The sequence below is a fragment of the Neobacillus sp. GCM10027624 genome, from assembly GCF_042675345.1.
Taxonomy (GTDB): domain Bacteria; phylum Bacillota; class Bacilli; order Bacillales; family Cytobacillaceae; genus Neobacillus; species Neobacillus cucumis_D.
Window position 1 is genome coordinate 151,636 of record NZ_JBHTHD010000011.1, and the last position, 26,973, is coordinate 178,608.

27 protein-coding genes and 2 other annotated features are annotated in these 26,973 nt (G+C 39.1%); of the genes, 24 read left to right on the forward strand and 3 right to left on the reverse strand.

Going from position 1 to position 26,973, the window contains the following annotated elements; genetic code table 11:
• Nucleotides 1-15 precede the first annotated feature (15 nt).
• The 19 genes from ACFQZ9_RS16950 to ACFQZ9_RS17040 all read left to right on the forward strand — a co-directional run bounded on the left by ACFQZ9_RS16950 (nt 16) and on the right by ACFQZ9_RS17040 (nt 18,588).
• Complete coding sequence (locus ACFQZ9_RS16950; protein ID WP_498944691.1) at nt 16-492, forward strand: hotdog family protein; 477 nt, start codon at nt 16-18, stop codon at nt 490-492.
• Between the two features lie 161 nt (nt 493-653).
• A complete protein-coding gene (locus ACFQZ9_RS16955) occupies nt 654-1,367 on the forward strand; it encodes a response regulator transcription factor (protein ID WP_498944692.1) in 714 nt (237 codons plus the stop codon).
• On the forward strand, nt 1,364-2,779 hold the full coding sequence (pnpS, locus tag ACFQZ9_RS16960) for a HAMP domain-containing sensor histidine kinase (RefSeq protein ID WP_498944693.1): 1,416 nt from the start codon (nt 1,364-1,366) through the stop codon (nt 2,777-2,779). The genes ACFQZ9_RS16955 and pnpS overlap by 4 nt, the downstream gene beginning before the upstream one ends.
• A 278-nt stretch (nt 2,780-3,057) precedes the next feature.
• Nucleotides 3,058-5,697: a DNA polymerase I gene (gene polA / locus ACFQZ9_RS16965; RefSeq protein ID WP_498945179.1), complete on the forward strand. Its 2,640-nt coding sequence runs from the start codon at nt 3,058-3,060 to the stop codon at nt 5,695-5,697.
• Between the two features lie 16 nt (nt 5,698-5,713).
• Nucleotides 5,714-6,541 (forward strand): Fpg/Nei family DNA glycosylase, encoded by an 828-nt coding sequence (gene mutM / locus ACFQZ9_RS16970; protein ID WP_498944694.1) that lies wholly within the window; start codon nt 5,714-5,716, stop codon nt 6,539-6,541.
• Nucleotides 6,542-6,631: 90 nt separating this feature from the next.
• Nucleotides 6,632-7,267 carry an MntP/YtaF family protein gene (gene ytaF / locus ACFQZ9_RS16975; RefSeq protein ID WP_498944695.1) on the forward strand — a complete coding sequence of 212 codons (636 nt, stop codon included), beginning with the start codon at nt 6,632-6,634 and terminating at the stop codon, nt 7,265-7,267.
• Nucleotides 7,268-7,289: 22 nt separating this feature from the next.
• The gene (gene coaE / locus ACFQZ9_RS16980) at nt 7,290-7,892 is read left to right on the forward strand and encodes a dephospho-CoA kinase (RefSeq protein ID WP_498945180.1); all 603 of its coding nucleotides are present in this window, start codon (nt 7,290-7,292) and stop codon (nt 7,890-7,892) included.
• Nucleotides 7,893-8,109: 217 nt separating this feature from the next.
• Nucleotides 8,110-9,141 (forward strand): glyceraldehyde-3-phosphate dehydrogenase, encoded by a 1,032-nt coding sequence (locus ACFQZ9_RS16985; RefSeq protein WP_198309396.1) that lies wholly within the window; start codon nt 8,110-8,112, stop codon nt 9,139-9,141.
• A gap of 314 nt (nt 9,142-9,455) precedes the next feature.
• A complete protein-coding gene (gene speD / locus ACFQZ9_RS16990; protein WP_026572226.1) occupies nt 9,456-9,830 on the forward strand; it encodes an adenosylmethionine decarboxylase in 375 nt (124 codons plus the stop codon).
• A gap of 116 nt (nt 9,831-9,946) precedes the next feature.
• Nucleotides 9,947-10,345, forward strand: coding sequence for a hypothetical protein (locus ACFQZ9_RS16995; protein ID WP_498944696.1), 399 nt, complete (start codon nt 9,947-9,949; stop codon nt 10,343-10,345).
• 99 nt (nt 10,346-10,444) lie between these two features.
• Nucleotides 10,445-10,906 carry a transcriptional regulator NrdR gene (gene nrdR / locus ACFQZ9_RS17000; protein WP_198309394.1) on the forward strand — a complete coding sequence of 154 codons (462 nt, stop codon included), beginning with the start codon at nt 10,445-10,447 and terminating at the stop codon, nt 10,904-10,906.
• A 69-nt stretch (nt 10,907-10,975) separates the two neighbouring features.
• On the forward strand, nt 10,976-12,373 hold the full coding sequence (locus ACFQZ9_RS17005) for a replication initiation and membrane attachment family protein (RefSeq protein ID WP_498944697.1): 1,398 nt from the start codon (nt 10,976-10,978) through the stop codon (nt 12,371-12,373).
• 13 nt (nt 12,374-12,386) lie between these two features.
• Nucleotides 12,387-13,316 (forward strand): primosomal protein DnaI, encoded by a 930-nt coding sequence (gene dnaI / locus ACFQZ9_RS17010; protein ID WP_498944698.1) that lies wholly within the window; start codon nt 12,387-12,389, stop codon nt 13,314-13,316.
• A 127-nt stretch (nt 13,317-13,443) separates the two neighbouring features.
• Nucleotides 13,444-14,325 carry a putative sporulation protein YtxC gene (locus tag ACFQZ9_RS17015; protein ID WP_232489987.1) on the forward strand — a complete coding sequence of 294 codons (882 nt, stop codon included), beginning with the start codon at nt 13,444-13,446 and terminating at the stop codon, nt 14,323-14,325.
• 434 nt (nt 14,326-14,759) lie between these two features.
• Nucleotides 14,760-16,694, forward strand: coding sequence for a threonine--tRNA ligase (gene thrS / locus ACFQZ9_RS17020; protein WP_198309391.1), 1,935 nt, complete (start codon nt 14,760-14,762; stop codon nt 16,692-16,694).
• Nucleotides 16,695-16,856: 162 nt separating this feature from the next.
• Nucleotides 16,857-16,989: a sequence feature (ribosomal protein L20 leader region), on the forward strand.
• A gap of 147 nt (nt 16,990-17,136) precedes the next feature.
• The gene (infC, locus tag ACFQZ9_RS17025) at nt 17,137-17,640 is read left to right on the forward strand and encodes a translation initiation factor IF-3 (protein ID WP_198309577.1); all 504 of its coding nucleotides are present in this window, start codon (nt 17,137-17,139) and stop codon (nt 17,638-17,640) included.
• Between the two features lie 17 nt (nt 17,641-17,657).
• Nucleotides 17,658-17,858, forward strand: a complete 201-nt coding sequence (gene rpmI / locus ACFQZ9_RS17030) for a 50S ribosomal protein L35 (RefSeq protein WP_026572234.1) — start codon at nt 17,658-17,660, stop codon at nt 17,856-17,858.
• Between the two features lie 35 nt (nt 17,859-17,893).
• Nucleotides 17,894-18,253 carry a 50S ribosomal protein L20 gene (gene rplT / locus ACFQZ9_RS17035; protein WP_498944699.1) on the forward strand — a complete coding sequence of 120 codons (360 nt, stop codon included), beginning with the start codon at nt 17,894-17,896 and terminating at the stop codon, nt 18,251-18,253.
• Nucleotides 18,254-18,312: 59 nt separating this feature from the next.
• The gene (locus tag ACFQZ9_RS17040; RefSeq protein WP_232489986.1) at nt 18,313-18,588 is read left to right on the forward strand and encodes a DUF1294 domain-containing protein; all 276 of its coding nucleotides are present in this window, start codon (nt 18,313-18,315) and stop codon (nt 18,586-18,588) included.
• Here ACFQZ9_RS17040 and ACFQZ9_RS17045 read toward each other — a convergent pair.
• Nucleotides 18,585-18,944, reverse strand: a complete 360-nt coding sequence (locus ACFQZ9_RS17045; RefSeq protein ID WP_498944700.1) for a sigma-w pathway protein ysdB — start codon at nt 18,942-18,944, stop codon at nt 18,585-18,587. The genes ACFQZ9_RS17040 and ACFQZ9_RS17045 overlap by 4 nt on opposite strands.
• A gap of 127 nt (nt 18,945-19,071) precedes the next feature.
• Between ACFQZ9_RS17045 and dut the strand changes: the two genes are divergently transcribed.
• Nucleotides 19,072-19,506 carry a dUTP diphosphatase gene (gene dut, locus ACFQZ9_RS17050; RefSeq protein WP_498944701.1) on the forward strand — a complete coding sequence of 145 codons (435 nt, stop codon included), beginning with the start codon at nt 19,072-19,074 and terminating at the stop codon, nt 19,504-19,506.
• Nucleotides 19,507-19,722: 216 nt separating this feature from the next.
• Nucleotides 19,723-20,808 (forward strand): M42 family metallopeptidase, encoded by a 1,086-nt coding sequence (locus tag ACFQZ9_RS17055; RefSeq protein WP_498944702.1) that lies wholly within the window; start codon nt 19,723-19,725, stop codon nt 20,806-20,808.
• A gap of 95 nt (nt 20,809-20,903) precedes the next feature.
• Here ACFQZ9_RS17055 and sspI read toward each other — a convergent pair whose 3' ends face one another.
• The gene (gene sspI, locus ACFQZ9_RS17060) at nt 20,904-21,113 is read right to left on the reverse strand and encodes a small acid-soluble spore protein SspI (RefSeq protein WP_498944703.1); all 210 of its coding nucleotides are present in this window, start codon (nt 21,111-21,113) and stop codon (nt 20,904-20,906) included.
• 105 nt (nt 21,114-21,218) lie between these two features.
• Between sspI and ACFQZ9_RS17065 the strand changes: the two genes are divergently transcribed.
• The 3 genes from ACFQZ9_RS17065 (at nt 21,219) to pheT (ending at nt 25,878) form a co-directional block, all read left to right on the forward strand.
• Nucleotides 21,219-21,974, forward strand: a complete 756-nt coding sequence (locus ACFQZ9_RS17065; protein WP_498944704.1) for a TrmH family RNA methyltransferase — start codon at nt 21,219-21,221, stop codon at nt 21,972-21,974.
• 62 nt (nt 21,975-22,036) lie between these two features.
• Nucleotides 22,037-22,282: a binding site (T-box leader), on the forward strand.
• 95 nt (nt 22,283-22,377) lie between these two features.
• Nucleotides 22,378-23,415 carry a phenylalanine--tRNA ligase subunit alpha gene (pheS, locus tag ACFQZ9_RS17070; RefSeq protein WP_026572242.1) on the forward strand — a complete coding sequence of 346 codons (1,038 nt, stop codon included), beginning with the start codon at nt 22,378-22,380 and terminating at the stop codon, nt 23,413-23,415.
• A gap of 48 nt (nt 23,416-23,463) precedes the next feature.
• On the forward strand, nt 23,464-25,878 hold the full coding sequence (gene pheT, locus ACFQZ9_RS17075; RefSeq protein ID WP_498944705.1) for a phenylalanine--tRNA ligase subunit beta: 2,415 nt from the start codon (nt 23,464-23,466) through the stop codon (nt 25,876-25,878).
• Nucleotides 25,879-25,902: 24 nt separating this feature from the next.
• On the opposite strand, the gene rnhC is transcribed toward pheT, so the two are convergent.
• Nucleotides 25,903-26,862, reverse strand: a complete 960-nt coding sequence (gene rnhC, locus ACFQZ9_RS17080) for a ribonuclease HIII (protein ID WP_498944706.1) — start codon at nt 26,860-26,862, stop codon at nt 25,903-25,905.
• Nucleotides 26,863-26,973 lie beyond the last annotated feature (111 nt).

Below are 26,973 nucleotides of genomic sequence, written 5' to 3' on the forward strand. Positions count from 1 at the left end.
AAGAGGGGAGAAAAAATGCTTTTAGGAAAAAAGAGAAAACTGGGCCGAAAAATTAAAGAAATGACCGTCGGAGAAAAATTATCGCTGACGGAAAAAATTGAAGATAAGGACTTATTACTCTATTTAGGATTAACAGATGATGCCAATCCCCTTTATATTCAACATGACTATGCATCACAAACACCGTTTAAAAAACCAATTGTCCCGGTTATTATGCTTACAGGAATCCTCACTTCCGCTATTTCGAAGTATTTACCAGGTCCCGGAAGTCATATTCTTAGCCAGGAAATTGAGTTTCCGAAACCGGTTTACCACTATGGAACCGTTCATTTTTTATTTGAGGTAATCGAAGTAGATCAACCCAATCATTTTGTCATAATTCATGTTTTGGGTCACAATGAAAAAAATGAAGTGGTCATCCAAGGAAAAGTAAAGGTATGTCCGCCATACCCGCTCGAAGGTTTGGATGGACAGGCATTGGAAAACTTTTAATAAGAACAGTTAAGGGAATGTGGTCTGCACATTCCTTTTTTCTTTTTACCGAGGTTAAAGGTTATTGAAGGAATTTCTTTAAGGTTTATATTATAATGAAAATTGGAAACTTGGATAGGACAATAAAATAGGGGCAAATTTATATAAAAGCGGAGGATTCTATGAAAAATAAAGTACTTGTTGTGGATGATGAGCAATCAATCGTAACCTTACTTCAATATAATTTTGAGCAGGCTGGATTTGAGTGTCTTACAGCAATGGATGGTGAAGAGGGAAAAAGATTAGCTGAAACAGAGTCGCCTGATATCATCGTTTTAGACCTTATGCTGCCCAAACTAGATGGAATGGATGTTTGCAAACAGCTTCGCCAAAACAAAGTCATGACCCCTATTCTAATGTTAACAGCAAAAGATGATGAGTTTGATAAAATTTTGGGCCTTGAATTGGGTGCAGATGACTATATGATTAAGCCATTCAGCCCAAGAGAAGTAATTGCTAGAGTGAAAGCCATTCTAAGAAGAACACAAGTACAGCCCGAATCTAATGAAAATACAAAAGATATCGAGCAAATTATAATCGGGGATTTAAAAATTTATTCCGAAAAACATGAAGCTTATTTTCGAGGGGAACGATTAGAGCTAACATTAAAGGAATTTGAACTTTTGCTGCATCTTGCACAAAATAGTGGAAGGGTTTTAACCCGGGATCAATTATTAAGTGCCGTCTGGAATTATGATTTTGCCGGAGATACACGGATTGTGGATGTCCATATATCGCATTTAAGGGAAAAAATTGAAGATGATACCAAGAAGCCAATCTATATCAAAACCATTCGCGGACTGGGGTATAAAATGGAGGGGCCAAAAGGAGAATGACAAATTTTCGTAAAAGGCTTCTAATTGCACTAATTGCTACCATAGTGATTGTCTTAACTGGATTAGGAATATTGGTTAGTCAGTTATTGAAAGGTTATTATTCTCAATCATTTTACCAGCTAAAACAGGAATATGGACAATATGGGTGGATTTTATTATTTAGCCTGGGAATTATCTTACTCATTATTCTTTTTCTTGGATATTTGATTACAGCAAGATACACGAAACCGATTGAAGCTGCTACACAAGTGGCAATGGAGCTTGCCAAAGGAAATTATCGGGCAAGGACTACTGTAGGTGGATTTAACGAAACAGGAATGCTAAACCAGTCGATAAACATTTTGGCAAAGAACATTGAAGAAATGGTTAAATCCAAGGAAATGCAGCAGGATCGTTTGACGGCATTGATTGAAAATATTGGGGCTGGCTTAATTTTAATTGACAGCCGTGGTTTTATAAATTTGATTAATCGGGGCTATGGTGAAATATTTCATGTGGATCCTGCAGATTATTTGTTTAAACGTTATTTTGAAGTGATGGATCATGAAGAAATCTGTAATTTAGTTACAGAGGTTTTCAGAACTGAGCAAAAGATTAGAAAACAAATGCTGCTTCCATTATTTATTGAAAGAAAGTACTTTGATGTCTATGGGGTGCCAATCATTGGAAAAAACAATGCTTGGAAAGGCATCTTGCTTGCTTTTCATGATATAACAGAAATAAAAAAACTTGAGCAAATGCGTAAGGATTTTGTTGCCAATGTTTCGCATGAATTAAAAACACCGGTCACATCAATCAAAGGATTTACTGAAACACTTTTAGATGGGGCGATGAATAACCAAGAAACATTGGAAGCTTTCCTCTCGATTATTTTAAAAGAAAGTGACAGGCTGCAAACGCTGATTCAGGATTTATTGGACCTGTCAAAAATTGAACAGCAAGGATTTAAATTGGCTTTGCAAGATGTAGATTTGACATTATTACTTAATGAAGTGATCACAATGTTGAGTGGCAAAGCTCAAGAAAAGAAAATGAACATTGATTTTTATCCAAACCAGGAACAGGTTTTGATTAAGGGCGATGTGAATCGATTAAAGCAAGTGTTTATTAATTTGATTGCAAATGCGATTACCTATACACCTCCTGAAGGAGAGGTTAAGGTCATTTTACTAGAACATGGAAAAAATGTTCGAATTCATGTGAAAGATTCTGGAGTGGGAATTGAAAAGGATGAAATTCCTCGGATATTTGAGCGTTTTTACCGTGTAGACCGGGCTCGAAGCAGGAATTCCGGCGGAACTGGGCTAGGATTAGCCATCGTGAAGCATTTAGTTGAGGCTCACCATGGAACAATAAGTGTTAGAAGTAGTGTGGGCGAAGGCAGTGAATTTATTATCGAATTTAGTAAATAGTGAAAGTAGCCTTGGGTTGGTTGGTGTAATAAATTTACATAAACTTAATAGTTTCTATATATTTAGTTAACATTGTCGTTATATGATAATTGTACAAGCCCCCAATCCAAGGGAACCAAAGAAAAGGTGAAAGTTACCCCGCTTTCACCTTTTCTTTTTTTTACGACGTCAACGTTATTTTCTTTTCTTTTTCCAGTCATGATAAAATAAGAAAAGGAAATTATGTTTTTTAAAAAGATATATACATAATCGTTAATAAGTGTAATATGAGGAGGTTCCTGATGGATCAGAAAAAGCTGGTATTAATAGACGGGAATAGTATTGCCTACCGGGCATTTTTTGCGTTGCCGCTACTGAATAATGATAAAGGAATTCATACAAATGCAGTATATGGTTTTACCATGATGTTGATGAAGATTATTGAAGATGAAAAACCGACCCATATCCTAGTTGCTTTTGATGCCGGAAAAACGACCTTCCGTCACAAAACGTTTGAGGAATATAAGGGGGGCAGGCAAAAAACACCTCCAGAACTATCAGAACAATTTCCGTTTATCCGTGAACTGTTAGATGCCTATGGGATTTCACGTTATGAACTCAACAATTATGAGGCAGATGATATTATCGGCACACTCTCACTAAATGCAGAAGAGAATGGTTATGATGTAAAAGTGATCTCCGGAGATAAGGATTTAACACAGCTTTCTTCGAATACCACTACAGTCGGAATTACCCGTAAAGGGATTACAGATATTGAAGAATATACTCCAAAGCATATCCAAGAAAAATACGGTCTTACCCCTGTGCAAATAATCGATATGAAGGGTTTAATGGGAGATGCATCTGACAATATCCCCGGAGTACCGGGAGTCGGTGAAAAAACGGCAATTAAATTACTTAAGGAATTTTCAACACTTGAAAATCTGCTGGATTCTATCGGACAAGTCAGTGGTAAAAAACTGCAGGAAAAGCTCGAAGAATTTAAAGACCAAGCGTTAATGAGCAAAGAGTTAGCCACGATTGAAAGGAAGGCTCCGGTCGAAATAAAACTAGATGAAATTTCTTATGAAGGGTTTACCAGAGAAAAAGTGGTGGCATTTTTTAAAGAATTAGGCTTTAATTCATTGCTGGATAAACTCGGAGAGTCTGAAGTAGACGAAGTTCAGCAGGATATGGAAGAGATCGAGTTTCAGATCCCGGAAGAAATCACTGCGGATTTATTTGCCAATCATAATTATTTCTATGTCGAAATGCTCGATGACAATTACCATTATGCTGACATTATCGGTTTTTCACTGGTAAATGAAAACGGGAATTTTTATTTTCCAACGGAATTAGCGACAAAATCAGAGGAATTTAAAAAATGGGCAGAAGATGAAAATAAAAAGAAAACTGTTTATGATGCAAAACGTTCAGAGGTTTCTTTAAGAAGATATGGGATTCATTTAAAAGGTGTCCACTTTGATACTTTGATTGCTTCTTACATCATCAACCCGACTGAAAGCATTGAAGATCTTGCATCAATAGCAAAAAGAAATGATGTACATAATATTCAATCTGATGAAGCCTTTTATGGAAAAGGAGCGAAACGGAAAATTCCCGATACCCAGCTGCTTGCGGACCATTTAGTCAGAAAAGGCTTGGCAATGTCTGTTTTAGAGGAAAAACTGGAACATGATTTAAGACAAAATGAACAATATGAATTGTTCACTGATCTTGAGATGCCGTTATCGCTTATTTTAGCAGATATGGAGGCATGTGGGATAAAGGTGGACAGCGAGCGGCTGCAGCTGATGGGGCAGGAGATTAACGACCGTTTAATCGACATCGAAAAGGTCATCCATGAATTAGCAGGTGAGAAGTTTAACATTAATTCTCCTAAACAATTAGGGATTATCCTATTTGAGAAACTGGGTCTGCCTTCATTCAAGAAAACGAAAACGGGATATTCAACCTCTGCAGATGTGTTAGAAAAACTGGCGCCTGATCATGAAATCATTGAATATATTCTGCTTTACAGGCAATTAGGTAAGTTGCAGTCAACCTATATTGAAGGATTACTTAAGGTCATTAATCCTGAAAATAGTAAGGTCCATACAAGGTTTCAACAAACTTTAACGGCGACAGGAAGACTAAGTTCTATTGATCCGAACTTGCAAAATATTCCAATTCGTTTAGAAGAAGGACGAAAAATTCGCCAGGCCTTCGTTCCATCCGAAAGAGACTGGGTGATTTTTGCTGCGGATTATTCGCAGATTGAATTGCGTGTCTTAGCGGATATTGCTGGTGATGCAAAACTGATTCAAGCCTTTAAAGAAGACTTGGATATTCATACGAAAACTGCGATGGAAGTATTTCATGTCAGTGCGGATGAGGTCACATCTAATATGAGACGTCAGGCAAAAGCTGTAAATTTTGGAATTGTTTATGGAATCAGCGATTATGGTTTATCACAGGGATTAGGAATTACCCGTAAAGAAGCCGGAAAATTTATTGAACGTTATCTTAACAGCTATCCGGGTGTCAAAGATTATATGGATGATATCATTAAACTGGCAAAACAAAAGGGATATGTTACGACATTATTGCAGCGCAGAAGATATATCCCTGAAATCACTAGCCGTAACTTTAATATTCGCAGCTTTGCGGAAAGAACGGCGATGAACACCCCGATTCAAGGGAGTGCGGCTGATATTATTAAAAAAGCCATGATTGAGATGGATGCAGCGCTGAAAGGGCATAACTTAAAAACAAGGCTATTGCTTCAGGTCCATGATGAATTGATCTTTGAGGCACCACAGGATGAGATTGAAATTTTAAAAACGTTGGTACCGGAAGTAATGGAACATGCACTGGAACTGAAGGTGCCATTAAAAGTAGACTATGCATATGGGCCGACCTGGTTTGATGCCAAGTAAAATGAGGTGAATTTGAATGCCTGAACTTCCAGAAGTCGAAACGGTGCGAAAAACGTTAAAAAATTTAGTTCTTCATAAGGAAATTAAAGATATCACAGTCCATTGGCCGAAAATCATTAAAAATCCTGTAGAAATCGAGCAATTCATTGATGCCCTAAAAGGGGAAACCATTTTAGATGTGGGGAGAAGGGGGAAATTTTTAATCCTATATACCAACCATTATGCGCTTGTTTCCCATTTAAGGATGGAAGGAAAATACGGACTTTATCCAAAAAGTGAGCCTTATGATAAGCATACCCATGTGATTTTTCATTTTACCGATGAAACTGATTTAAGGTATCGTGATGTTCGTAAATTTGGAACAATGCATTTATATAAAAAAGGGGAAGAATTTTTCCGGCCGCCATTATTTGATCTTGGACCAGAGCCCTTTGATGAAACCTTTACAAGGAATTATTTAAGTGAGATGTTAAAAAAGACAACAAGGAAAGTGAAACCGGCACTTTTAGATCAAAAGGTCCTCGTTGGGCTTGGAAACATATACGTAGATGAAGCACTTTTCCGGGCAGGGATTCATCCGGAACGGATTGCGAATACCTTGACTGAGGAAGAAACCACAATTCTTCATCAAGAAATTATTCATACGTTAAGTGAAGCAGTGAAAAAGGGCGGAAGTACGATACGTTCTTATGTCAACTCTCAAGGAGAGATTGGAATGTTTCAGCTTGAATTATATGCCTATGGACGCAAAGGCGAAGCATGTAAACGATGCGGTACACCGCTTGAAAAAATAACGGTCGGCGGCCGCGGAACACATTTTTGTCCAAGCTGCCAAAAGATTTAATCATGATGTAAAAGCCGGTTTAAAGGCACACATAGGATAGGCTCCTTCCATATACTATCGTAGTGATTGACAGGAAGGAGCCCTACATCAATGGTTCAATTGTTCTCACTTCTCTTACTAGCTCTTGCTCTTAGTCTCGACAGCTTTAGCGTTGGATTTACCTATGGATTAAGAAAAATGGTCATGCCAGTTAAATCAGTTCTTATCATTGCTAGCTGTGCGGGATTATCTTTATTGCTCGCTGTGTCAATCGGACATGGTCTTGCGAAAATATTATCACCAAGTATAACGGCAGGGCTTGGGGGATTCATTCTTATTGCTTTGGGCGCAGGAGTCATTTATCAATATTTTCGGCCGGAAAAAGAGAAAGAAGTTCAAAAACAAGAAAAAACAATTGTGAATTTTGAAATTCGCTCTCTCGGTTTAGCCATAAATATTTTGAAAAAACCAATGTCTGCCGATTTTGACCAATCTGGTACCATTACAGGAATTGAGGCATTAGCGCTGGGGTTTGCTTTGTCATTAGATTCTTTTGGTGCAGGAATTGGGGCTGCTATGCTCGGGTTTTCCCCTTACTATTTAGCGTTAGCGGTAGCAATTATGAGCCCATCCTTTGTCCTTTTTGGAATTAAAATTGGAACATTCTTTCACAAGTATGAATGGATTCAGAAATTTACCTTCTTACCGGGAGTAATGTTGATTTTAATTGGAATATGGAAATTATGATGAACTTAGAAAGGATAAGAGCATGTCACTCGTTATTGGATTAACAGGCGGAATCGCCAGTGGAAAAAGCACGGTATCCAATATGTTTAAGGAAATGGATATCACCGTTATTGATGCAGATATCGAAGCACGCCTTGCAGTGGAAAAAGGTGAACCTGCCTATAAAAAAATTATTGAATCCTTCGGCAGCGATATTTTACTTCCGAATGAAGAAATTGATCGTCAAAAATTAGGTTCCATTATTTTTCACCATGAAGATAAGCGACAGCTCTTAAATGAGATTGTTCATCCTGAAGTGCGAAAGCGAATGAGACAGCAAATGGAAGCGGCCATTTCGCATCAGGAAAAAATCGTCGTTCTCGATATCCCATTATTATTTGAGAGTAAGCTAACCTATATGGTCCAAAAAACAATTCTTGTTTATGTAGATCGTGAGGTTCAGCTGCAGAGGTTGATGGAGAGAAATCAGCTTTCTATGGATGAAGCGGAGGCTAGAATCCATTCACAAATGCCGCTTGCAGAAAAAGTAAAACTGGCTGATGCAGTGCTCAATAATAATGGGACACTAATAGAAACAAAAAAACAACTCCTAGAAGTTTTAGCAAAATGGGGAGAAAATCTATAATGTATAACCTATTTGAGAAGGGATTCCCCTTCTCTTTTTTTATTGGAATCGCTAGTTTTTGGCGTTAAATCAAGGGATTTCCACCTGAATGAATTATCTGAAAAATAAAACATTAATAAAATCCGCATATTATTCATCACAATTACGGATTAATATGTTATACTAATTACAAGAAAACAAGTTAACAGTATAACACTTATGCGGAAGGGGCCGTAAAATGAAAGCAAGAATTGCAATTAACGGTTTTGGGAGAATCGGAAGGATGGTTTTTAGAAAAGCGATCCTTGAAAATAAGCTTGAAGTTGTAGCGATTAATGCGAGCTATCCGGCTGAGACATTAGCTCATCTTATTAAATATGATACAAATCACGGACCTTTTCAAGGGGAAGTTATTGCCTTAGATGATGAGTTAATCGTAAATGGAAAAAGAGTGAAATTATTAAGCAGCAGAAATCCGGAAGAACTTCCTTGGAAAGAGCTTAATATAGATATCGTAATTGAAGCAACAGGTAAATTTAATTCCCGTGAAAAAGCAGCATTACATTTGGATGCAGGAGCTAAAAAGGTAATTTTAACTGCTCCAGGTAAAAATGAGGATGTTACGATTGTTGTTGGGGTAAACGATGAAATGCTCGACCTTAACGAGCATGACATCATTTCAAATGCATCATGTACAACAAATTGCCTTGCGCCAGTCGCAAAAGTATTGGATGAAAAGTTTGGAATTGAATCCGGTTTAATGACAACGATTCATGCCTATACAAATGACCAAAAGAATATCGATAACCCACATAAAGATTTACGCAGGGCTAGAGCGTGTGGACAATCTATCATTCCAACAACAACTGGCGCTGCTAAGGCATTATCCTTAGTTTTACCACAGCTTAAGGGCAAATTGCATGGAATGGCACTTCGTGTTCCTACGCCAAATGTTTCTTTAGTTGATTTAGTAGTTGACTTAAAACAAGATGTTACAGTTGATGATATTAATCATGCATTTATCGAAGCAGCAGATGGACCATTAAAAGGAATTTTAGATTTTACAATGGAGCCGCTTGTTTCAGTTGATTTCAACACCAACCAACATTCAGCCATCATTGATGGTCTATCTACCATGGTAATGGGCACAAGAAAAGTCAAGGTTCTTGCTTGGTATGATAATGAGTGGGGCTATTCTTCACGCGTTGTTGATTTAACTCTATTTGTTGCACAAGAAATGGCGAATACTAAACAGGTGAAAGTGGGATAAAACCCGCTGAAAAAAATTGCTGTCAATTGGCAGCAATTTTTTTTACATAATCGTGCGTTAAAGATTTTTGATTGGAGCGGAAATCAACAGGCAATTTATAATAGAATCTTTAAAAAATTTTATTTTGATAGGTTGCAAAAAAAATATAAACAAAGTATACTAGTCATCGTGAACTTCTTGAAATTAGGTAACGATCGATTACTTAAAGGGTTAGGACCTCTCTGGACTAACTTTCCCCCGTGGTAATTACTTTGCTACCGTCAATAACAGGATTTCAAGAATGAAGCAAAAATCTTTAGAGGGGGAAATTGAATATGGAAACAATGGGTAGACACGTAATCTCAGAATTATGGGGATGCGATTTTGAAAAATTGAATGATATGGACTTTATTGAACAAACTTTTGTTGAGGCAGCTCTTAAGTCAGGTGCGGAAATCCGCGAAGTGGCTTTCCATAAATTTGCTCCTCAAGGCGTGAGCGGTGTCGTGATTATTTCTGAATCACATTTAACCATTCACAGCTTCCCAGAACACGGATATGCGAGCATTGATGTGTATACTTGCGGCGATTTGAATCCGAATATTGCTGCCGACTATATCGCAGAAGCTTTAAATGCGGAAACACGTGAAAATATTGAAATTCCACGTGGTATGGGTCCTGTTCAAGTGAAACAGGCAAAAGTTCTTTAATCCTTATAAAAGTGAAAATGGCAGAAGAAGAGGCGTATCCGATGGTACTCCTCTTTTTATTTTCATAATATTTGATGTAAACTAGGAGGAAAGATATTTTTTAATGGAGGATCGATATGGCTCTTTTCGGGAATATATTCTTAAGGTTCAGTAAACAAATTGAAACCTCTGATAAGCACTCAGAAGAACAGTTAAAAACACATTACTATAAATCCAGTTTTAATCAATTATTCCAATCTGTTGAGGAATTATTTAGGCAGGATGCGGATTGCCGGATCATAACCGTATCGAAAGAGCGAGGCGAAATAGCCGTTGAGGTAATGCAACCATTTCCTTGTTTTCTAATTGCTACGGTCATTTCAATTAGAGGGATGGAAACGGCTGTGGATTTTAATCTTTCAACCGAACATTTTTCAGTCGGAGGGACCTACCCTGCTTTAAGGAAGAGAATCACTTCTTATTATGACAAGCTTAAACAATTACATACATATATTGGTGCAGGTAAAAACGCCTAATAGTTCTACTTGTCTTAAAGGGTTGTTTTTTATAAGATAAAGGTAAGATATGATGACACTTGTTCGGGTTTTGTCGGATAGATTTGGAGCTGATTAACAATGAAATGCCCATCTTGTCAAAATTATGGTACACGTGTGCTTGATTCCCGTCCAGTTGATGAGGGGCGGGCAACACGGCGCAGACGAGAATGTGAAGAATGCGGCTATCGTTTTACAACCTTTGAGAAGATCGAAGAGATTCCCTTAATTGTTGTTAAAAAGGAAGGCACAAGGGAAGAATTCAGCCGGGATAAAATTTTAAGGGGCTTAATTAAAGCTTGTGAGAAGCGCCCTGTTGCATTAAAAGAATTAGAGGATATCACGCAAGGGGTAGAAAAAGAACTGCGAAGTCAAGGAATTTCCGAGATTAAAAGTGAAATGATTGGCGAAATGGTAATGGACAGACTCGTTAATGTGGACGAGGTCGCCTATGTCCGATTTGCCTCTGTTTACCGTCAATTTAAAGACATTAATGTATTTATTAATGAATTAACAGAACTGATAAAAAAAGAGAAATCATAGGGAGCTAAAGAGACTTTGGCTCTCATTTTTTCACTGGGAAAATTTTTTTATAAGAAGGGTTTGAAATATATGGCGCAGCATTGGCAGGAGCTTATTCCAATCGATCGTTATATTGTTGCGGCCAGTGGGTTACTACATGAATATGACCGAAAAGTGCTGACCTTATTGTATCAGCCATTAATTGGAACAACCTGCTCTAGTTTATATATGACACTATGGGCAGAGCTTGAAGAAAACAGATTGTGGTCTGAACCCTCCACGCATCATTTATTAATGAATTTACTAGGGATTAATCTAAAGGATATTTATGAGGCACGATTAAAGCTGGAGGGAATTGGTTTATTAAAGACATACGTGAAAACGGATGAGGAGCGCTCATTTATTTACGAACTTCACCCGCCGCTCACGCCAGAACAATTCTTTTTAGATGGAATGCTTAATATTTATTTATATCGAAAAATCGGTAAGAATCATTTCGCCCGGCTTAAGCGGTTTTTTAGTGATCAACAAAAGCCGAAGGAAGAGGGATTTGTTGAAGTTACAAAGGCATTTCAAGATGTTTTTGCCTCAGCTACCCCCGGAAGCCTGCAGTATATGCAGAACATCCAAAGTGAACTGGACCCCGGCAATGACCAGCAGTTTATCGGCCGGAATGAACAGAAACCAATTGTGGTTGATGTGAATACCTTTAATTTCGATTTATTACAAGCGGGATTAAATGATTCGCTTGTACCGAAAAAGGCGCTCACTCCAAAAGTGAAAGAGGTTATCAGTAATCTTGGTTTTCTTTATGATATTGATCCGATTCAAATGAAAAATATCGTCTTAGGGGCTGTTAATGAAGTAAATGAAATTGATGTCGAGGAATTAAGAAAGGCTGCCCGTGATTGGTATCAATATGTCCATTATGATCAGCTGCCGTCCTTAATTGAACGAACTCAGCCGCACGTTTACCGCGTTCAGCTTGAGGAGCCAAAAACACAGGAGGAGCAGTTAATTCGCTCATTGGAAACCACTTCGCCTGTGAAGGTTTTTAAAGACTCCTCCGGCGGTGTTGAACCCTCAAAAGCTGACTTAGAAATTATCGAAGAGATGATGTTTAAACAAAAGCTTCTCCCGGGAGTTATGAATGTACTCATTCAATTTGTATTATTAAAAACAGATATGAAATTTACAAAAGGGTATGTTGAAAAAATTGCCGGGCACTGGGCAAGAAAACAGGTTAAAACGGTTAAAGAAGCGATGGACCTCGCAAAGAAAGAGCATAACACCTACCTTGGGTGGAGTGAAACGAAGAAAACGGGAAAATCTTCTTCAAAGCAAAAGCCAATTCGAACTGAAGTACTTCCAGAGTGGTTTGAAGAAAAATCTCAGACAACAGCAAAAGATGCGCCTGTAGAGAATAACAAGGAACTAGAAGCGAAAAAGCGTGCCATCGAGGAAAAATTAAAGGCATTTCGCAAATAGAGGGTGACGAATATTGGAAAAAATAAACAAAACCTTGAAGCGGTTAGCCTCAAATGAAAACTTTCAAAAACGCTATGAAAAGATGCGGCGGGATCTTCTTCAGCATCCGGATATTAAAGCATTTCTTAATGAGCATCGGGAGCAAATAAACGATGCAATGATTGAAAAAAGCTTAAGCAAACTTTTCGAGTACACGAATCAAAGTAAGGAATGCAGCCGCTGCCAAAGTCTTGACAGCTGTATTAATATGATGAAAGGGTATCATCCTTCTCTAGTTTTAAGGCGCAATTCGATTGACTTGGTATATGAAAAATGTCCAAGGAAGGTAATTGCGGATGAAAAAAGGAAAAACGAGCAATTAATTAAAAGCCTTTATGTCCCGAGAGATATATTAGAAGCGACCTTTGAGGATTATGAGGGTGATTCAGGCAGACTTGATGCAATTGATCAAGCTGCCGACTTTTTAATGAATTATGAACAGAATAAGAGGCAAAAAGGGTTATATCTTTATGGCAAGTTTGGGGTTGGAAAATCCTATTTATTAGGTGCAATTGCCAATGAACTTGCAAAAAAGAAAATTTCCTCGATGATTGTCTACGTTCCTGAACTGTTAAGGGAAATGAAAAGCTCCATCGCGGATTCAACCTTAAATGAAAAAATTGAAGCATTAAAAAAAGAACCAATCCTCATGTTGGACGATATTGGTGCAGAAGCTGTGTCCAGCTGGACGAGGGATGAGGTATTAGGGCCAATCATGCAGTTTAGGATGCTTGAAAATCTGCCGACGTTTTTTACCTCCAATTTTGATTATCAAGGGCTGGAACATCATTTAACCTATAGCCAGCGTGGCGAGGAAGAAAAAATGAAAGCCCGCCGGATTATGGAAAGAATCCGTAGTTTGACTGTACCTGTTCAGGTAGATGGTCCAAACCGCCGAAATTAAGTAAAGATGACGTAAAAAGGATTGCTAATATTATATTAGCAGTCCTTTTTCTTTTTGGATAACTTCTAAATTGGCCAAGTCCCCCATATATATTAAAAACAGAGTTTGGGACATAGGGGGGATTTGGTTGGCGGAAATCATCTTCCAAGGCAAGATGGATGCAAAGCGATTTTATAACCACTTGCTGACGTATTTAAAAGATTGTTTAACTGAACATGATATTCTTCTACACGAAGATCGATATATAGTAAAAATTCTTGAAGGCGGATTATCTGCTTTAACGTTTAAAAAAGTAAAGGAGGCCTTTTTCGGGTTTATTGTAAAAATAAAGACAGAAGACTGGTATCGGGAAATTCTCAAGGAACAATTTTATTATGATGATCCGGAAGAGCAGCAGCAAATTATCGATATTATTTATTCGATCCAGGAAGGGCATCGGCAGGATTTAGCCATTTTATTAAAAGAAACAGCGGAAGAACCGAAGGTCAAAGAAGCAATTGAGCAAGTTTTTCAAGAAAATATTTCTTTTTCCTTCGATTCCTTTCTTAAATTTCGGCTGCGTCCCTACCTGCAGATGCTTGAAAACTATGTTGAAATTTCAATTGATGAATATAAAATGGAGCAGGAATATCAAATGTTTATTCAAACCCTACGTGAATTTTTGGCCGGACGAGAGCCGAAAATGGACACACTCCATCTATTGATTGATGAGGAAATCACTTTCTTTACTGCCCAGTTTGGAGAAATCAAAAGAGGGGAATTAACAAAAATGATTGACCGGAAATTACTGGTGAATCATCCGGTATATGTTGACTCTGCATCGATTGCACCGCTTCTGTCGATTGCGCCTAAAACGATTTTTCTTTATGCAAAGGAACCCGATGCACCGCTAGTTCGAACCATTCAAAATATTTTTGAAGAAAGGGTTACGCTCAAATCCTTTCAAGCACTGCGAAAAGTAAAGGAGCAAGAGGAGTTTAGGGGTGAAATGGGCGAAAATCATGGGTAAAAAATAAAAATGCAAAAAATGGGTAAAAGGAACTTGATTTTTCAAAATTGAATCATTATAATTACGTACATAGTTTACTTACAATCGTACATGCGTAAAAAGTAATGATAAGGATAACAGTATTTTTTTACGGCTTCTAGAGAGGGAGATCCCAGGCTGAAAATCTCCTATCACGAAAAAAATACTTACCACCTTTAAACTTCGGCAGTGAATACCTTATTTTTGCAGGGTTAGTAAATGCTGACGGCTAATCATCCGTTATTTGTCCAAAGTCATTTTAAAAAGCATAAGTGTTTTAAAATGAAAAATTGGGTGGAACCACGTGTTAATCATAACTCGTCCCTTTCTTTAGGGACGGGTTTTTTTATTTGTATAAAAAGTGATAAGGGATCAAATTCAATCCCGGGCACTTAAAATATTAAGGAGGAATTATTATGTCAGACGTTGTTAAGATTTCGTTTCCAGATGGGGCAGTAAAGGAGTTCCCACGGGGAACAACAACGGAAGATATTGCTGCTTCCATCAGTCCCGGCCTTAAGAAAAAGGCGATTGCCGGCAAATGGAATGGTAAATTAGTTGATCTTCGCCGTCCAATTCCAGAAGACGGTTCAATAGAAATTGTTACACCGGATTCAAGTGATGCATTAGAGGTATTGCGTCACAGTACAGCTCATTTGATGGCACAGGCAGTTAACCGGCTTTATCCAAATGTAAATTTAGGAGTAGGCCCAGTCATTGAAGGCGGCTTTTATTATGACATGGATTTGGAAGATTCGTTAACACCTGAAGATCTTCCAAAGATTGAAAAAGAAATGGCGAAAATCGTCAATGAAAATCTTGAGATTGTTCGTAAGGAAGTAAGTCGTGCAGAAGCTGTACAACTGTTTAAAGAAGCTGGCGACCCGTATAAGCTTGAATTAATCGAAGCGATTCCTGATGAGGAAACAGTGACAATCTACGAGCAGGGTGAATTTTTCGACCTTTGCCGCGGTGTTCACGTACCGTCAACTGGAAAAATTAAAGAGTTTAAGCTTTTAAGTATTGCAGGTGCCTATTGGCGTGGTGACAGCAACAACAAAATGCTGCAGCGTATTTACGGTACAGCCTTCTTCAAGAAAGAAGATTTAGCAGAACATCTACGTCTGCTCGAAGAAGCAAAAGAGCGTGATCATCGTAAAATTGGTAAGGAATTAAGCCTTTTCACAAGTTCTCAATTAGTTGGGCAAGGATTACCATTATGGCTTCCTAAGGGTGCAACCATTCGACGTATCGTTGAGCGCTATATTGTTGATAAGGAAGTAAGCCTAGGATATGACCATGTTTACACTCCAATAATGGGGAATGTGAATCTATATAAGACTTCAGGTCACTGGGACCATTACCAGGAAGACATGTTTCCAGTTATGGACATGGATAACGAACAATTAGTGCTTCGACCAATGAACTGTCCTCATCACATGATGGTTTATAAAAATGCGATTCACAGCTACCGTGAGCTTCCAATTCGGATTGCCGAACTGGGCACTATGCACCGTTATGAAATGTCTGGTGCGTTATCAGGGTTGCAGCGTGTCCGGGGAATGACTTTAAATGATGCACATATCTTTGTCCGCCCTGATCAGATTAAGGAAGAATTCCAGCGCGTTGTCCGTTTAATTTTGGATGTCTATAAAGATTTTAATTTAACAGAATACTCATTCCGTTTATCCTACCGTGATCCACAGGATAAAGCGAAATACTTTGATGATGATGTAATGTGGGAAAAAGCACAAAGCATGCTGAAGGAAGCAATGGATGACATGGGTCTTGAGTATTATGAGGCAGAAGGGGAAGCGGCATTCTACGGACCTAAACTTGATGTTCAGGTTAGAACAGCATTAGGTAAAGATGAAACGCTTTCTACTGTTCAATTAGACTTCTTATTGCCTGAGCGTTTTGATTTAACTTATGTAGGGGAAGACGGAAAGCAACACCGTCCGGTTGTTATTCACCGCGGTGTCGTTTCAACAATGGAACGCTTTGTTGCCTTCTTAATTGAGGAATACAAAGGGGCATTCCCAACATGGTTAGCACCTGTTCAGGTTCAAGTTATTCCGGTTTCACCTGCAGCACATTATGACTATGCAAGAAAAATTCAAGAACAGCTAAAAAGCGCCGGCTTCCGTGTTGAATTAGATGGACGCGATGAGAAAATCGGCTATAAAATCCGTGAAGCTCAAATGCAAAAAATACCATATATGCTCGTTGTCGGGGACAAAGAAGTCGAAGATCATGCCGTCAATGTCCGTAAATATGGCGAGCAAAACTCAGAAACAAAACCATTTGCAGCATTCCTTGATGAATTAAAGGCAGAGGTGCAAAAAGGTTAGTTTTTAAAAAAGGAAGGATTTACCTTCCTTTTTGTTTTTGAAAAAACTATTGAATAATTTTTTATTTCTTGCTAAAATAAATTTCGTTGCAAGAACATAGTCTATTTGACATTACGTCTTTGCTTATGTTATAGTAATCAAGGTGAAAATAGAATACGATTTTAGGAAAAGAAGGAGCACCCGCTTCTCACCTGATTGACGCTTATTAGCAGTTGGCAGGTTTTACGTGAACTTTTTGTTTTATTACTTTTGTTTCGTAAAGTGTGGGTGGTTTCATCCGCACTTTTTTGTTTGGTTAAAAAAACAAAGCATTGCTTAAAAGTTTTAGTATCTGACGATTTGCTTAGTGTCATAAGTAACGAGGAGCCTTTTTAAGATCCTTCTTGACCTGGATGTTGTTTTCGTGATTAAACCTTGGAGGTGGCTAATTATTAGCAAAGACATGTTGTTAAATGAGGGAATTCGCGCTCGTGAGGTTCGCCTAATTGATCAAAATGGTGAGCAGTTAGGAATTAAATCCAAAAACGAAGCGTTGGAGATTGCAGGACGAGTGAATCTTGATTTAGTGCTTGTAGCACCAAATGCAAAGCCTCCGGTAGCCCGAATTATGGACTATGGAAAATTTAAATTCGAGCAGCAAAAGAAAGACAAAGAAGCTCGTAAAAACCAAAAAATCATTACCACGAAGGAAGTTCGTCTAAGCCCGACAATTGATGAGCATGATTTTAATACAAAGCTTCGTAATGCCATTAAGTTTTTGGAAAAAGGCGACAAGGTAAAAGCCTCAATCCGATTCAAGGGCCGGGCAATTACCCATAAAGAAATCGGTCAGCGTGTGTTAGACCGTTTTTCCGAATCGTGCAAAGAAGTTGCGACCATCGAGTCTCATCCTAAAATGGATGGACGAAGCATGTTCCTAGTTCTTGCACCTAAAACAGACAAGTAATAAGGAGGAAGTTCCCAATGCCAAAAATGAAAACTCACCGCGGCGCTGCAAAGCGTTTCAAAAAGACTGGTTCTGGTCAATTAAAGCGTGACCACGCTTATACAAGTCACTTATTCGCTAACAAATCTACAAAAGCAAAGCGTAAGCTTCGCAAATCTTCACTGGTTTCAAAAGGCGATTTCAAACGCATTCGTCACTTATTAACTTACGTTAAATAATCTCGTATTTTCGATTTATATAGGAGGGAAATTACATGCCACGTGTTAAAGGCGGTACAGTTACGCGCAAGCGTCGTAAAAAGGTTCTTAAATTAGCAAAAGGTTATTTCGGTTCTAAACATACTTTATATAAAGTTGCAAATCAACAAGTAATGAAATCATTACAATATGCATTCCGTGATCGTCGTCAGAAAAAACGCGACTTCCGTAAACTTTGGATTACTCGTATCAATGCAGCTGCACGTATGAACGGTCTTTCTTACAGCCGTTTAATGCACGGACTTAAGTTAGCTGGTATCGAAGTAAACCGCAAAATGCTTGCTGAATTAGCAGTTAGTGATGCAAATGCATTCAATGAATTAGCAAACGTTGCAAAACAACAATATAACAAGTAATTCTATAAAAAGCCATTCTCTACATCGAGGATGGCTTTTTCTGATAGGAGGAATCGAGAGTGGAGGGGAACACACTATTATTAGTGGTCTATATAATTATGAATGTCGCTGGTTTAATCATCATGTGGGAGGATAAACAAAGGGCTATTCATCACAAATACAGGATTCAGGAAAAAACTTTATGGCTTGTGGCACTGTTCGGCGGAGCAATTGGAGCAACGATGGGAATGCAGCTTTATCGCCATAAAACTAAACATGTTCAGTTTAAAATTGGTTTTCCGTTGCTAGCCGTTATAGAATTTATCCTAATGCTATATTTATTTTTAAAATATTAAGTGTCCTTGAGGAATTCCTGAATCGGACTTTTCCAATGGATTTCGGCATTTGGATATTTTTCACAGATCTTTTTTTCAATAAAAATAAAGTCTTCTTTTGCTAACCCGCTTGGTTTATTTTGTGGCCAAATCGTAATGGATATAGCGGTACTACCGTTATATTTTTCACCTGTAAACACAGCCCCTTTGTAGGTCAACAGGAAGTTCCTTCTAACATCATCGCTATCAAGAAGCAAAAAACGCTTTTGTTTACTGGCAGACTTAAGCTTCCGTTTAGGTGCTAAAAGGGATTTTGAGACATAATAAAAATAGAGGATAAGTAAAAGCAATAGAACGAAACGGAGCATCCAGACCATTGTTAAGCCCCCTACTTAATTTTCTTTTAATACGAAACAGAGGGGGAAAAGTTTCACCAAATTTTGCAAGAGTGTTCATAAGTTTTATTTTGCTTAAACTACATAAAATTTGCTAGTGGAGGTTCAAATGGAATATAACGTAAAGGTAAAATTAATGAATGATGATGCGCGTATACCCTATCGAGCACATGAGGGGGATGCCGGATTAGATTTGTTTTCTATTGAGGAAAAAATAATTAAAGCTGGGGAAGCAGGATTAGTTAGAACAGGCTTACAAATTGAATTGCCAAAAGGAACAGAGGCTCAGATTAGACCAAGAAGTGGTTTAGCATTAAAACACGCCATTACTGTACTAAACAGTCCAGGAACCATTGATGAAGGGTACAGGGGAGAAATTCAAATTATCCTCATTAATCATGGAAAAGAGGATTTTAAAATAGAAAAACAAATGAGAATTGCTCAAATGGTGATTGCTCCAGTTTTAAGAGTTAATATTATTGAAACAGAAAATTTATCGGATTCAGTAAGATTAGAAGGCGGGTTCGGTTCATCCGGTATATAAAAATATGGTCATTCTTCTTTAATTAGTAAACCTTTTAACAAAAGGTACTTTTTTGCTTAATATTTTCCAGATATAATATAGTTATACATGAGAACTTATTGTTGTGAACATCCTATAGATGCTATCGTTTAGTTGAGTTGTTTATCCATTTAATTTGTATCTAGATTGTAAACTTCTGTATAATTAAATTCGTACATATATTAAGGGGGTAAATAAATGGCGAAATTAGATGAAACATTAACAATGTTAAAAGATTTAACAGATGCCAAAGGGATTCCCGGAAATGAGCGCGAAGTTCGCGAGGTTATGAAAAAATACATAGAACCATATGCAGACGAAGTGACTACAGATGGGCTTGGCAGTTTGATTGCCAAAAAGGTCGGTAATGAAAGCGGTCCGAAGATTATGGTGGCCGGTCACCTTGATGAAGTAGGATTTATGATTACCCAAATCGATGATAAAGGATTTCTTCGTTTCCAAACAGTCGGCGGCTGGTGGGGCCAGGTCATGCTCGCTCAGCGCGTGACGATTGTTACGAAAAAAGGCGAGGTAACCGGGGTAATCGGTTCGAAGCCGCCGCATATTTTATCTGCTGAGGCGCGTAAAAAGCCTGTAGAAATTAAAGATATGTTCATTGATATTGGTGCCTCAAGCCGTGAAGAGGCAATAGGATGGGGTGTTTGCCCTGGGGATATGGTGGTTCCATATTTTGAATTTACTGTAATGAACAATGAAAAAATGCTGTTGGCTAAAGCATGGGATAATCGAATCGGTTGTGCGATTGCGATTGAAGTACTGAAACAATTGCAGGGGGTGGACCATCCGAATGTGGTCTATGGTGTAGGTACGATTCAAGAAGAGGTTGGCTTACGCGGAGCGCGGACATCAGCTGCAAAAATTGAGCCGGATATCGGTTTTGGTGTTGATGTCGGAATTGCCGGCGATACTCCAGGAATTTCTGAGCAGGAAGCAATGAGCAAGATGGGGAAAGGGCCGCAAATCATTTTATATGATGCGTCGCTTGTTTCTCATAAAGGATTGCGGGATTTTGTAACGGATTTGGCGGATGAATTGAATATTCCGTACCAGTTTGATGCGATTCCAGGCGGCGGGACGGATGCAGGTTCGATTCATTTAACGCATAAAGGTGTTCCGACTTTAGCGATTACGATCGCTACGCGTTATATTCACTCTCATGCCGCTATGCTGCACCGTGATGACTTTGAGAATGCAGTAAAATTAATTGTGGAAGTCATTAAGCGATTAGATCGTGAAACGGTTAATAAGATTACGTTTGAATAAGGATGATTTTTTCCTCCGGGGCTTCGCCTCGGGGGATTTTGATTTCTTTTCAACAAAAAACTGCCGATCCCAAAATCGGCAGCTACCTTTATCCATTAATGCTTTAAACCATTTTCGAGTGCAGAGAGCATCTCTTTTTTCTCATTCTCGGAGGAATTGTTCCAAATTACTTCAAATAATACCCCAAGACCTGGGAGCATTTTTTCTTCGCCATTTTGGATGGCATCAACAATTGTATCCTCCAACTCAGCCTGTGAGTTTCCAGATACATTATGAATAATAGCATTTCTTAAGTTTAGGTTCATCCTTACACACTCCTTTTTAGCCTTCGATTCTTTATTATCATTTCTAATTTTGGTTTAATTATGTATAATGAGGAAATTAAAAAGCATGTAAAAGGAGATTTACTGTTGAAACACATTCAATCTGTCCAAAATCCACAGGTGAAACAATGGAAAAAGCTGCAAACCAAAAAAGAACGTGATAAAACAGGATTGTTCATCGTAGAAGGATTCCACTTAGTAGAAGAAGCCTTAAAACAAAGAGAACAAGTTCTAGAAATCATTATTTCAGACAAGGCGGAGCTACCGCCGCGCTGGGATACAGGAGCAGTATCCATTACACTAGTAACAGAAGAAATTTCAAATACATTATCCGATACAGAAGCCCCGCAGGGAATTTATGCAATTTGTCGTCAAGAAGGCAGCGAAACAGCACTAAATAATGCGAAAACATTTCTACTCATTGATGCAGTCCAAGACCCTGGAAACTTGGGAACGATGATCCGTACAGCAGATGCTGCAGGAATTGAGGCTGTTATCGTCGGGCACGGCAGCGTGGATATTTTTAACGCAAAAGTCCTCCGCTCCGCACAGGGCAGCCATTTTCATCTCCCAATTGTAAGGGGCGATCTAAATGACTGGATTCAGATACTGAAGGAAAAAAACATCCCGGTCTATGGTACTGCACTAGAAAATGCTTCTGTTTATACAGAAACTAAAACATCTGAATCGTTTGCTCTTATCGTCGGTAATGAGGGAGCTGGCGTCAGTAAAGAAATCCTGTCCAATACAACCGCCAATCTCTATATCCCGATTTACGGCAAGAGCGAATCCTTAAATGTAGCTGTCGCAACCGGCATCCTTCTTTATTATTTGAAAAAATAGGCTTGATTAGGGTTTGAAACCGCAAGAAAATTATTATATAATAATGAACAATATTGATATTCTCAAAAACAATGACGGAGAAAAGTATCTTGTACAGAACCTTTTAGGGAGAAAGTGCCGTGACTGGAAGCACTTTTACGTGTTCACACAAGAGAAGTTCACCTCCTGAGTTGGCATCGGGACCATTTTCGAGAGAAAATGTAAAGATGCATCGGCGAAAAGCCGTTATCCGAATGAAGCGAACGCTAATGTTTTATACATACAGTGTTTACAAGGGTGGTACCGCGAACAAAAACCTCGTCCCTTTTTGGGATGGGGTTTTTTTATTTTGTCGAATTCGACAGAATCCGACGGGTGCCTGTCACCACCTGAAATTTGTCGAAATTAAAAGGAGGAAATTCTGATGCAAGAGCGTTTAAAGGAGTTGCAGGAGGAAGCGATTCAGAAGATTGAGCAGTCTTCTAGTTTGAAGGAATTGAATGATATTCGTGTTGCGTATTTAGGGAAGAAGGGGCCGATTACGGAGGTGCTTCGCGGGATGGGTAAGCTTTCTGCGGAAGAGCGTCCGATTATGGGGGCACTTGCAAATGAGGTGCGTGAGGCGATTTCTGTAAAGCTTGAAGCAAAGCAAAAGGATTTAGAAGAAGCAGCGGTAATGGAGAAATTGGCATCGGAAACGATTGATGTTACGCTGCCGGGCCGTCCGGTCAAAGTGGGGAACCATCATCCATTAACAAGAATTATCGAAGAAATTGAAGATTTGTTTATCGGTATGGGCTACCAGGTAGCAGAAGGTCCGGAGGTCGAGCAGGATTACTATAACTTCGAAGCATTAAACCTGCCAAAAGGGCACCCGGCTCGCGATATGCAGGACTCTTTTTATATCACAGAAGAAATCCTGCTTCGTACTCATACATCACCGGTTCAAGCACGGACAATGGAAAAGAATGAAGGTAAAGGTCCGATTAAAATTATCTGCCCGGGAAAAGTGTACCGACGCGATAATGATGATGCGACACACTCCCATCAATTTATGCAGATTGAAGGACTTGTGGTCGGCGAAAACATCCGTATGAGTGATCTGAAAGGGACTTTAGAGGTTTTTGCAAAGAAAATGTTTGGTGAAGACCGCGAAATCCGCCTTCGTCCTAGCTTTTTCCCATTTACAGAGCCATCTGTTGAAATGGATATTTCCTGTAAAATTTGTGGTGGCCATGGCTGCAGCGTATGTAAGCGAACAGGCTGGATTGAAATTTTAGGTGCCGGGATGGTTCATCCAAACGTATTGGAAATGGCCGGTTATGATTCGAAAAAATACACAGGCTTCGCATTTGGAATGGGTCCAGAGCGGATTGCCATGTTAAAATACGGAATTGATGATATTCGTCATTTCTACACAAATGACGTTCGTTTCTTAAAGCAATTTTCAACGCATGAATAAAAACCGGCCATCGGTCGCTTAAGTAAATCAATAAGGAGGAGTAACGACATGTTCGTTTCATATAAATGGCTCCAGGATTATGTAGATTTATCCGGAGTAACGGCAGAAGAATTAGCTGAAAAAATTACAAAGAGCGGGATTGAAGTTGAGGGCGTTGAGGTTCTTAACGAAGGAATTAAGGGTGTCGTAGTTGGGTATGTTCAAGAACGTGAACAACATCCAAATGCAGATAAACTTAGCAAATGTCTTGTTGATATTGGTGAAGAAGCACCAGTTCAAATTATTTGTGGCGCACCAAATGTCGCCCAAGGACAAAAGGTTGCAGTGGCCACGGTTGGCGCGGTGCTTCCAGGCAATTTTAAAATTAAAAAAGCAAAGCTTCGCGGCGAAGAATCAAATGGGATGATCTGTTCTTTAACCGAGCTTGGTATGGAAGGAAAAATCGTACCAAAAGAATATTCTGAGGGAATCTTTGTTTTTCCTGCTGATGCTGAAGTCGGGACTGATGCGCTGGCATTATTAAACAGAGATGACCAAGTTCTTGAGCTTGGGTTGACACCTAATCGATCCGACTGCTTAAGCATGCTTGGTGTTGCCTATGAAGTGGCAGCAATCCTCGGCCGAGATGTAAAGCTTCCGGAAACAGCTCTTCAATCAACTAGTGAAAAAGCATCTGATTATGTAAAAGTGGTTGTTGAAGCAAAAGAGGATAATCCGTTATATGTTGCGAAAATGATTAAAAATGTAAAAATCGGTCCATCCCCATTGTGGATGCAAACGCGATTAATGTCTGCAGGAATTCGTCCGCACAATAACGTTGTCGATATTACAAACTATATTTTATTAGAATACGGCCAACCGCTTCATGCGTTTGACTACGACCGTTTAGGTTCTAAAGAAATCCTTGTCCGCCGAGCAAAAGATGGAGAAAAGATTGTAACACTTGATGATGCAGAACGCACCTTAACCTCTGACCATCTTGTCATCACAAATGGTTCAGAACCTGTAGCCATTGCCGGAGTAATGGGTGGTGCCAACTCTGAAGTCATTTCGGACACCACTACGGTTCTATTAGAAGCGGCTTATTTTAGTGGGGGCGTTGTAAGAAAAGCTTCAAAAGACCATGGATTACGAAGCGAAGCAAGTGCGCGTTTTGAAAAAGGGGTTGACCCGAATCGTGTTCGTGCTGCAGGAGACCGGGCAGCTTACCTAATGGCGAAATATGCCGAGGGTGAAGTGTTAGAAGGTACTGCAGAAGTGGATACTCTTACAGTTGAGCCTGCTATTGTATCGATTACACTTGAAAAAATTAACCGTGTCCTCGGAACAAATCTAAATGCAGCCGATGTTGAAGATATTTTTGACCGTCTGCAATTCGGTGTGACGATTGAAAATGATTTCGTTACGGTTACAGCTCCGACCCGCCGCGGTGATATTAAAATTGAAGAAGACTTAATTGAAGAAGTAGCACGTCTCTACGGCTATGACAATATTCCAAAAACATTACCAATTGGTTCTTCCACTCCTGGAAAACTATCTGATTACCAGAAAAAGCGTCGGGTAGTCCGCCAATATTTAGAAGGTGCGGGACTTTATCAAGCAGTTACGTATTCCTTAACAAGTGAAGAAAAAGCGGCCCAATTTGCACTTACTCAAAGTGAGACAATCCGCTTGGCGATGCCGATGAGTGAAGAACGCAGCATTCTCCGCTTAAGTATCATGCCACAGCTGTTGGAGGTATTAAAATACAATAGTGCCCGTCAAAACGACAGCCTAGGGGCTTATGAAACGGGTGCCGTTTTCTTAGGTAATGGTACTGAAGTGCTTCCAACAGAGGAAGAACATGTAGCGGCTGCGATTACCGGCTTATGGCATAGCCATTCATGGCAAGGTGAGAAGAAGCCTGTTGATTTCTTTGTATTAAAAGGGATTTTAGAAGGAATGTTTGCAAAACTAGGAGTGCTCGAACAGGTGAAATTTGTCCAAGCGAAGGTAGACAGCATGCATCCGGGCCGTACAGCGGAAGTACAGCTGAATGACAAAAAAGTGGGCTTTATCGGGCAGGTACATCCAAATGTGCAAAAAGAGCTTGATTTAAAAGACACCTATGTGTTCGAGCTTTCGTTGAAAGATATTCTTGGTGAGGAAACCGCTGCACTTCAATATCAAGCAATTCCTCGTTTCCCATCGATTACAAGAGATATTGCCCTTGTAGCCAATAAAGAAACAGTTTCCAACACCTTGAAAGAAATTATTTTAACAACAGGTGCTCCTTTAATTAAAGAAGCCCATGTGTTTGATTTATACGAAGGGGAGCATATGGAAGCAGGTAAAAAATCCATTGCGTTTTCATTAAAATATGCTGATCCAGAACGAACTTTAACAGACGAAGAAGTCACAAAGGTTCATAATAAAGTACTTGAGGCATTAAAAGAAAAAGCAGGAGCCGTGTTACGGGGTTAATGAAGAAGGGGCTGAAGATCAACTTCAGCCCCTCTTTTTCTTCACAAGATTCATTGCCTTTTCGGTGTTGGCAAAATGAAGTTTTACATAGGCAGGAAGAACATCTTGTCCCTTTTTCAAAATCAGCTTGGCTGCTGCTTCATCAACCTGTGAGCCGGCCCCTTTAGGGATAGTAAAGCCGGCATCAGCGCTGAGCTTGTCCATATATTGTACAAAAGCATAGCGTGCGAGGATAGAGGCAGCAGCAACTGCAAGATGTATCCCCTCTGCCTTAGTACTAAAATAAACCTTTTCACGGGCAATGGATTTCTGGTTTTTAAGATGTTGAAAATAGGTGCTTTCCTGAACAAATTGGTCAATCAAAATGGCCTCCGGTTTTGCAGGAGAAATTTTTTCTAACACATGCAGAATCGCTTGATTATGTAGGATTGCCTTCATTTTCCCCTGTGACATTCCCGATTGCTGCAGCTGATTATACTTTTCATTTTTTAAAGTTAGAAGGCTGTAAGGGACAACATCCTTAATTACTTTGGCAATCGCAATAATTTTTTCATCATTTAAATCCTTTGAATCTCGGACACCCAATTCTTTTAATAACGGGATATCCTCTTTTTTAACATAAGCAGCGACAACTGTAATCGGGCCGAAAAAGTCCCCGGTACCAACTTCATCCGAACCAACGGCGGACATAAGTCCTATTCCCGTTGGCACATGGCCCTTAGCTGAACCTGATTTCGCCGTAGAATTGCTTTTTCGAACAGGAGCAGAAGCCTTTGGGTTAGAATTCCCCCATTTGCTTGCTTCTCCTTCACAATTATTGCCTTGAAAAAGTACTTTGCCCGACTTATAGGCAGTAATCATACAAGCTGGGGTTTTGGCAGCAAAAATACTGCCAGGAGGCGTTTTATCGGTCAAAAAGGAATTATAATAGTTTTTCATTTTTGTTATTTCAGTTAGATCGCATTTTAAAACAACATTCCCCAAAATTTGCACCACATTTCTATAAAATAAGATTTGATTATGTGGAATTCCCAAGAGTTTTCCACATTTCTGTATGGTTTAACTTTTCCACGTATACCCGTTCATGGTATGATA

Coding starts and splice junctions, on each gene's coding strand:
- ACFQZ9_RS16950 (WP_498944691.1), top strand. CDS start 16: ATGCTTTTAGGAAAAAAGAGAAAACTGGGCCGAAAAATTAAAGAAATG.
- ACFQZ9_RS16955 (WP_498944692.1), top strand. CDS start 654: ATGAAAAATAAAGTACTTGTTGTGGATGATGAGCAATCAATCGTAACC.
- pnpS (WP_498944693.1), top strand. CDS start 1,364: ATGACAAATTTTCGTAAAAGGCTTCTAATTGCACTAATTGCTACCATA.
- mutM (WP_498944694.1), top strand. CDS start 5,714: ATGCCTGAACTTCCAGAAGTCGAAACGGTGCGAAAAACGTTAAAAAAT.
- ytaF (WP_498944695.1), top strand. CDS start 6,632: ATGGTTCAATTGTTCTCACTTCTCTTACTAGCTCTTGCTCTTAGTCTC.
- coaE (WP_498945180.1), top strand. CDS start 7,290: ATGTCACTCGTTATTGGATTAACAGGCGGAATCGCCAGTGGAAAAAGC.
- ACFQZ9_RS16985 (WP_198309396.1), top strand. CDS start 8,110: ATGAAAGCAAGAATTGCAATTAACGGTTTTGGGAGAATCGGAAGGATG.
- speD (WP_026572226.1), top strand. CDS start 9,456: ATGGAAACAATGGGTAGACACGTAATCTCAGAATTATGGGGATGCGAT.
- ACFQZ9_RS16995 (WP_498944696.1), top strand. CDS start 9,947: ATGGCTCTTTTCGGGAATATATTCTTAAGGTTCAGTAAACAAATTGAA.
- nrdR (WP_198309394.1), top strand. CDS start 10,445: ATGAAATGCCCATCTTGTCAAAATTATGGTACACGTGTGCTTGATTCC.
- ACFQZ9_RS17005 (WP_498944697.1), top strand. CDS start 10,976: ATGGCGCAGCATTGGCAGGAGCTTATTCCAATCGATCGTTATATTGTT.
- thrS (WP_198309391.1), top strand. CDS start 14,760: ATGTCAGACGTTGTTAAGATTTCGTTTCCAGATGGGGCAGTAAAGGAG.
- infC (WP_198309577.1), top strand. CDS start 17,137: ATGTTGTTAAATGAGGGAATTCGCGCTCGTGAGGTTCGCCTAATTGAT.
- rpmI (WP_026572234.1), top strand. CDS start 17,658: ATGCCAAAAATGAAAACTCACCGCGGCGCTGCAAAGCGTTTCAAAAAG.
- rplT (WP_498944699.1), top strand. CDS start 17,894: ATGCCACGTGTTAAAGGCGGTACAGTTACGCGCAAGCGTCGTAAAAAG.
- ACFQZ9_RS17045 (WP_498944700.1), bottom strand. CDS start 18,944: ATGGTCTGGATGCTCCGTTTCGTTCTATTGCTTTTACTTATCCTCTAT.
- dut (WP_498944701.1), top strand. CDS start 19,072: ATGGAATATAACGTAAAGGTAAAATTAATGAATGATGATGCGCGTATA.
- ACFQZ9_RS17055 (WP_498944702.1), top strand. CDS start 19,723: ATGGCGAAATTAGATGAAACATTAACAATGTTAAAAGATTTAACAGAT.
- sspI (WP_498944703.1), bottom strand. CDS start 21,113: ATGAACCTAAACTTAAGAAATGCTATTATTCATAATGTATCTGGAAAC.
- pheS (WP_026572242.1), top strand. CDS start 22,378: ATGCAAGAGCGTTTAAAGGAGTTGCAGGAGGAAGCGATTCAGAAGATT.
- pheT (WP_498944705.1), top strand. CDS start 23,464: ATGTTCGTTTCATATAAATGGCTCCAGGATTATGTAGATTTATCCGGA.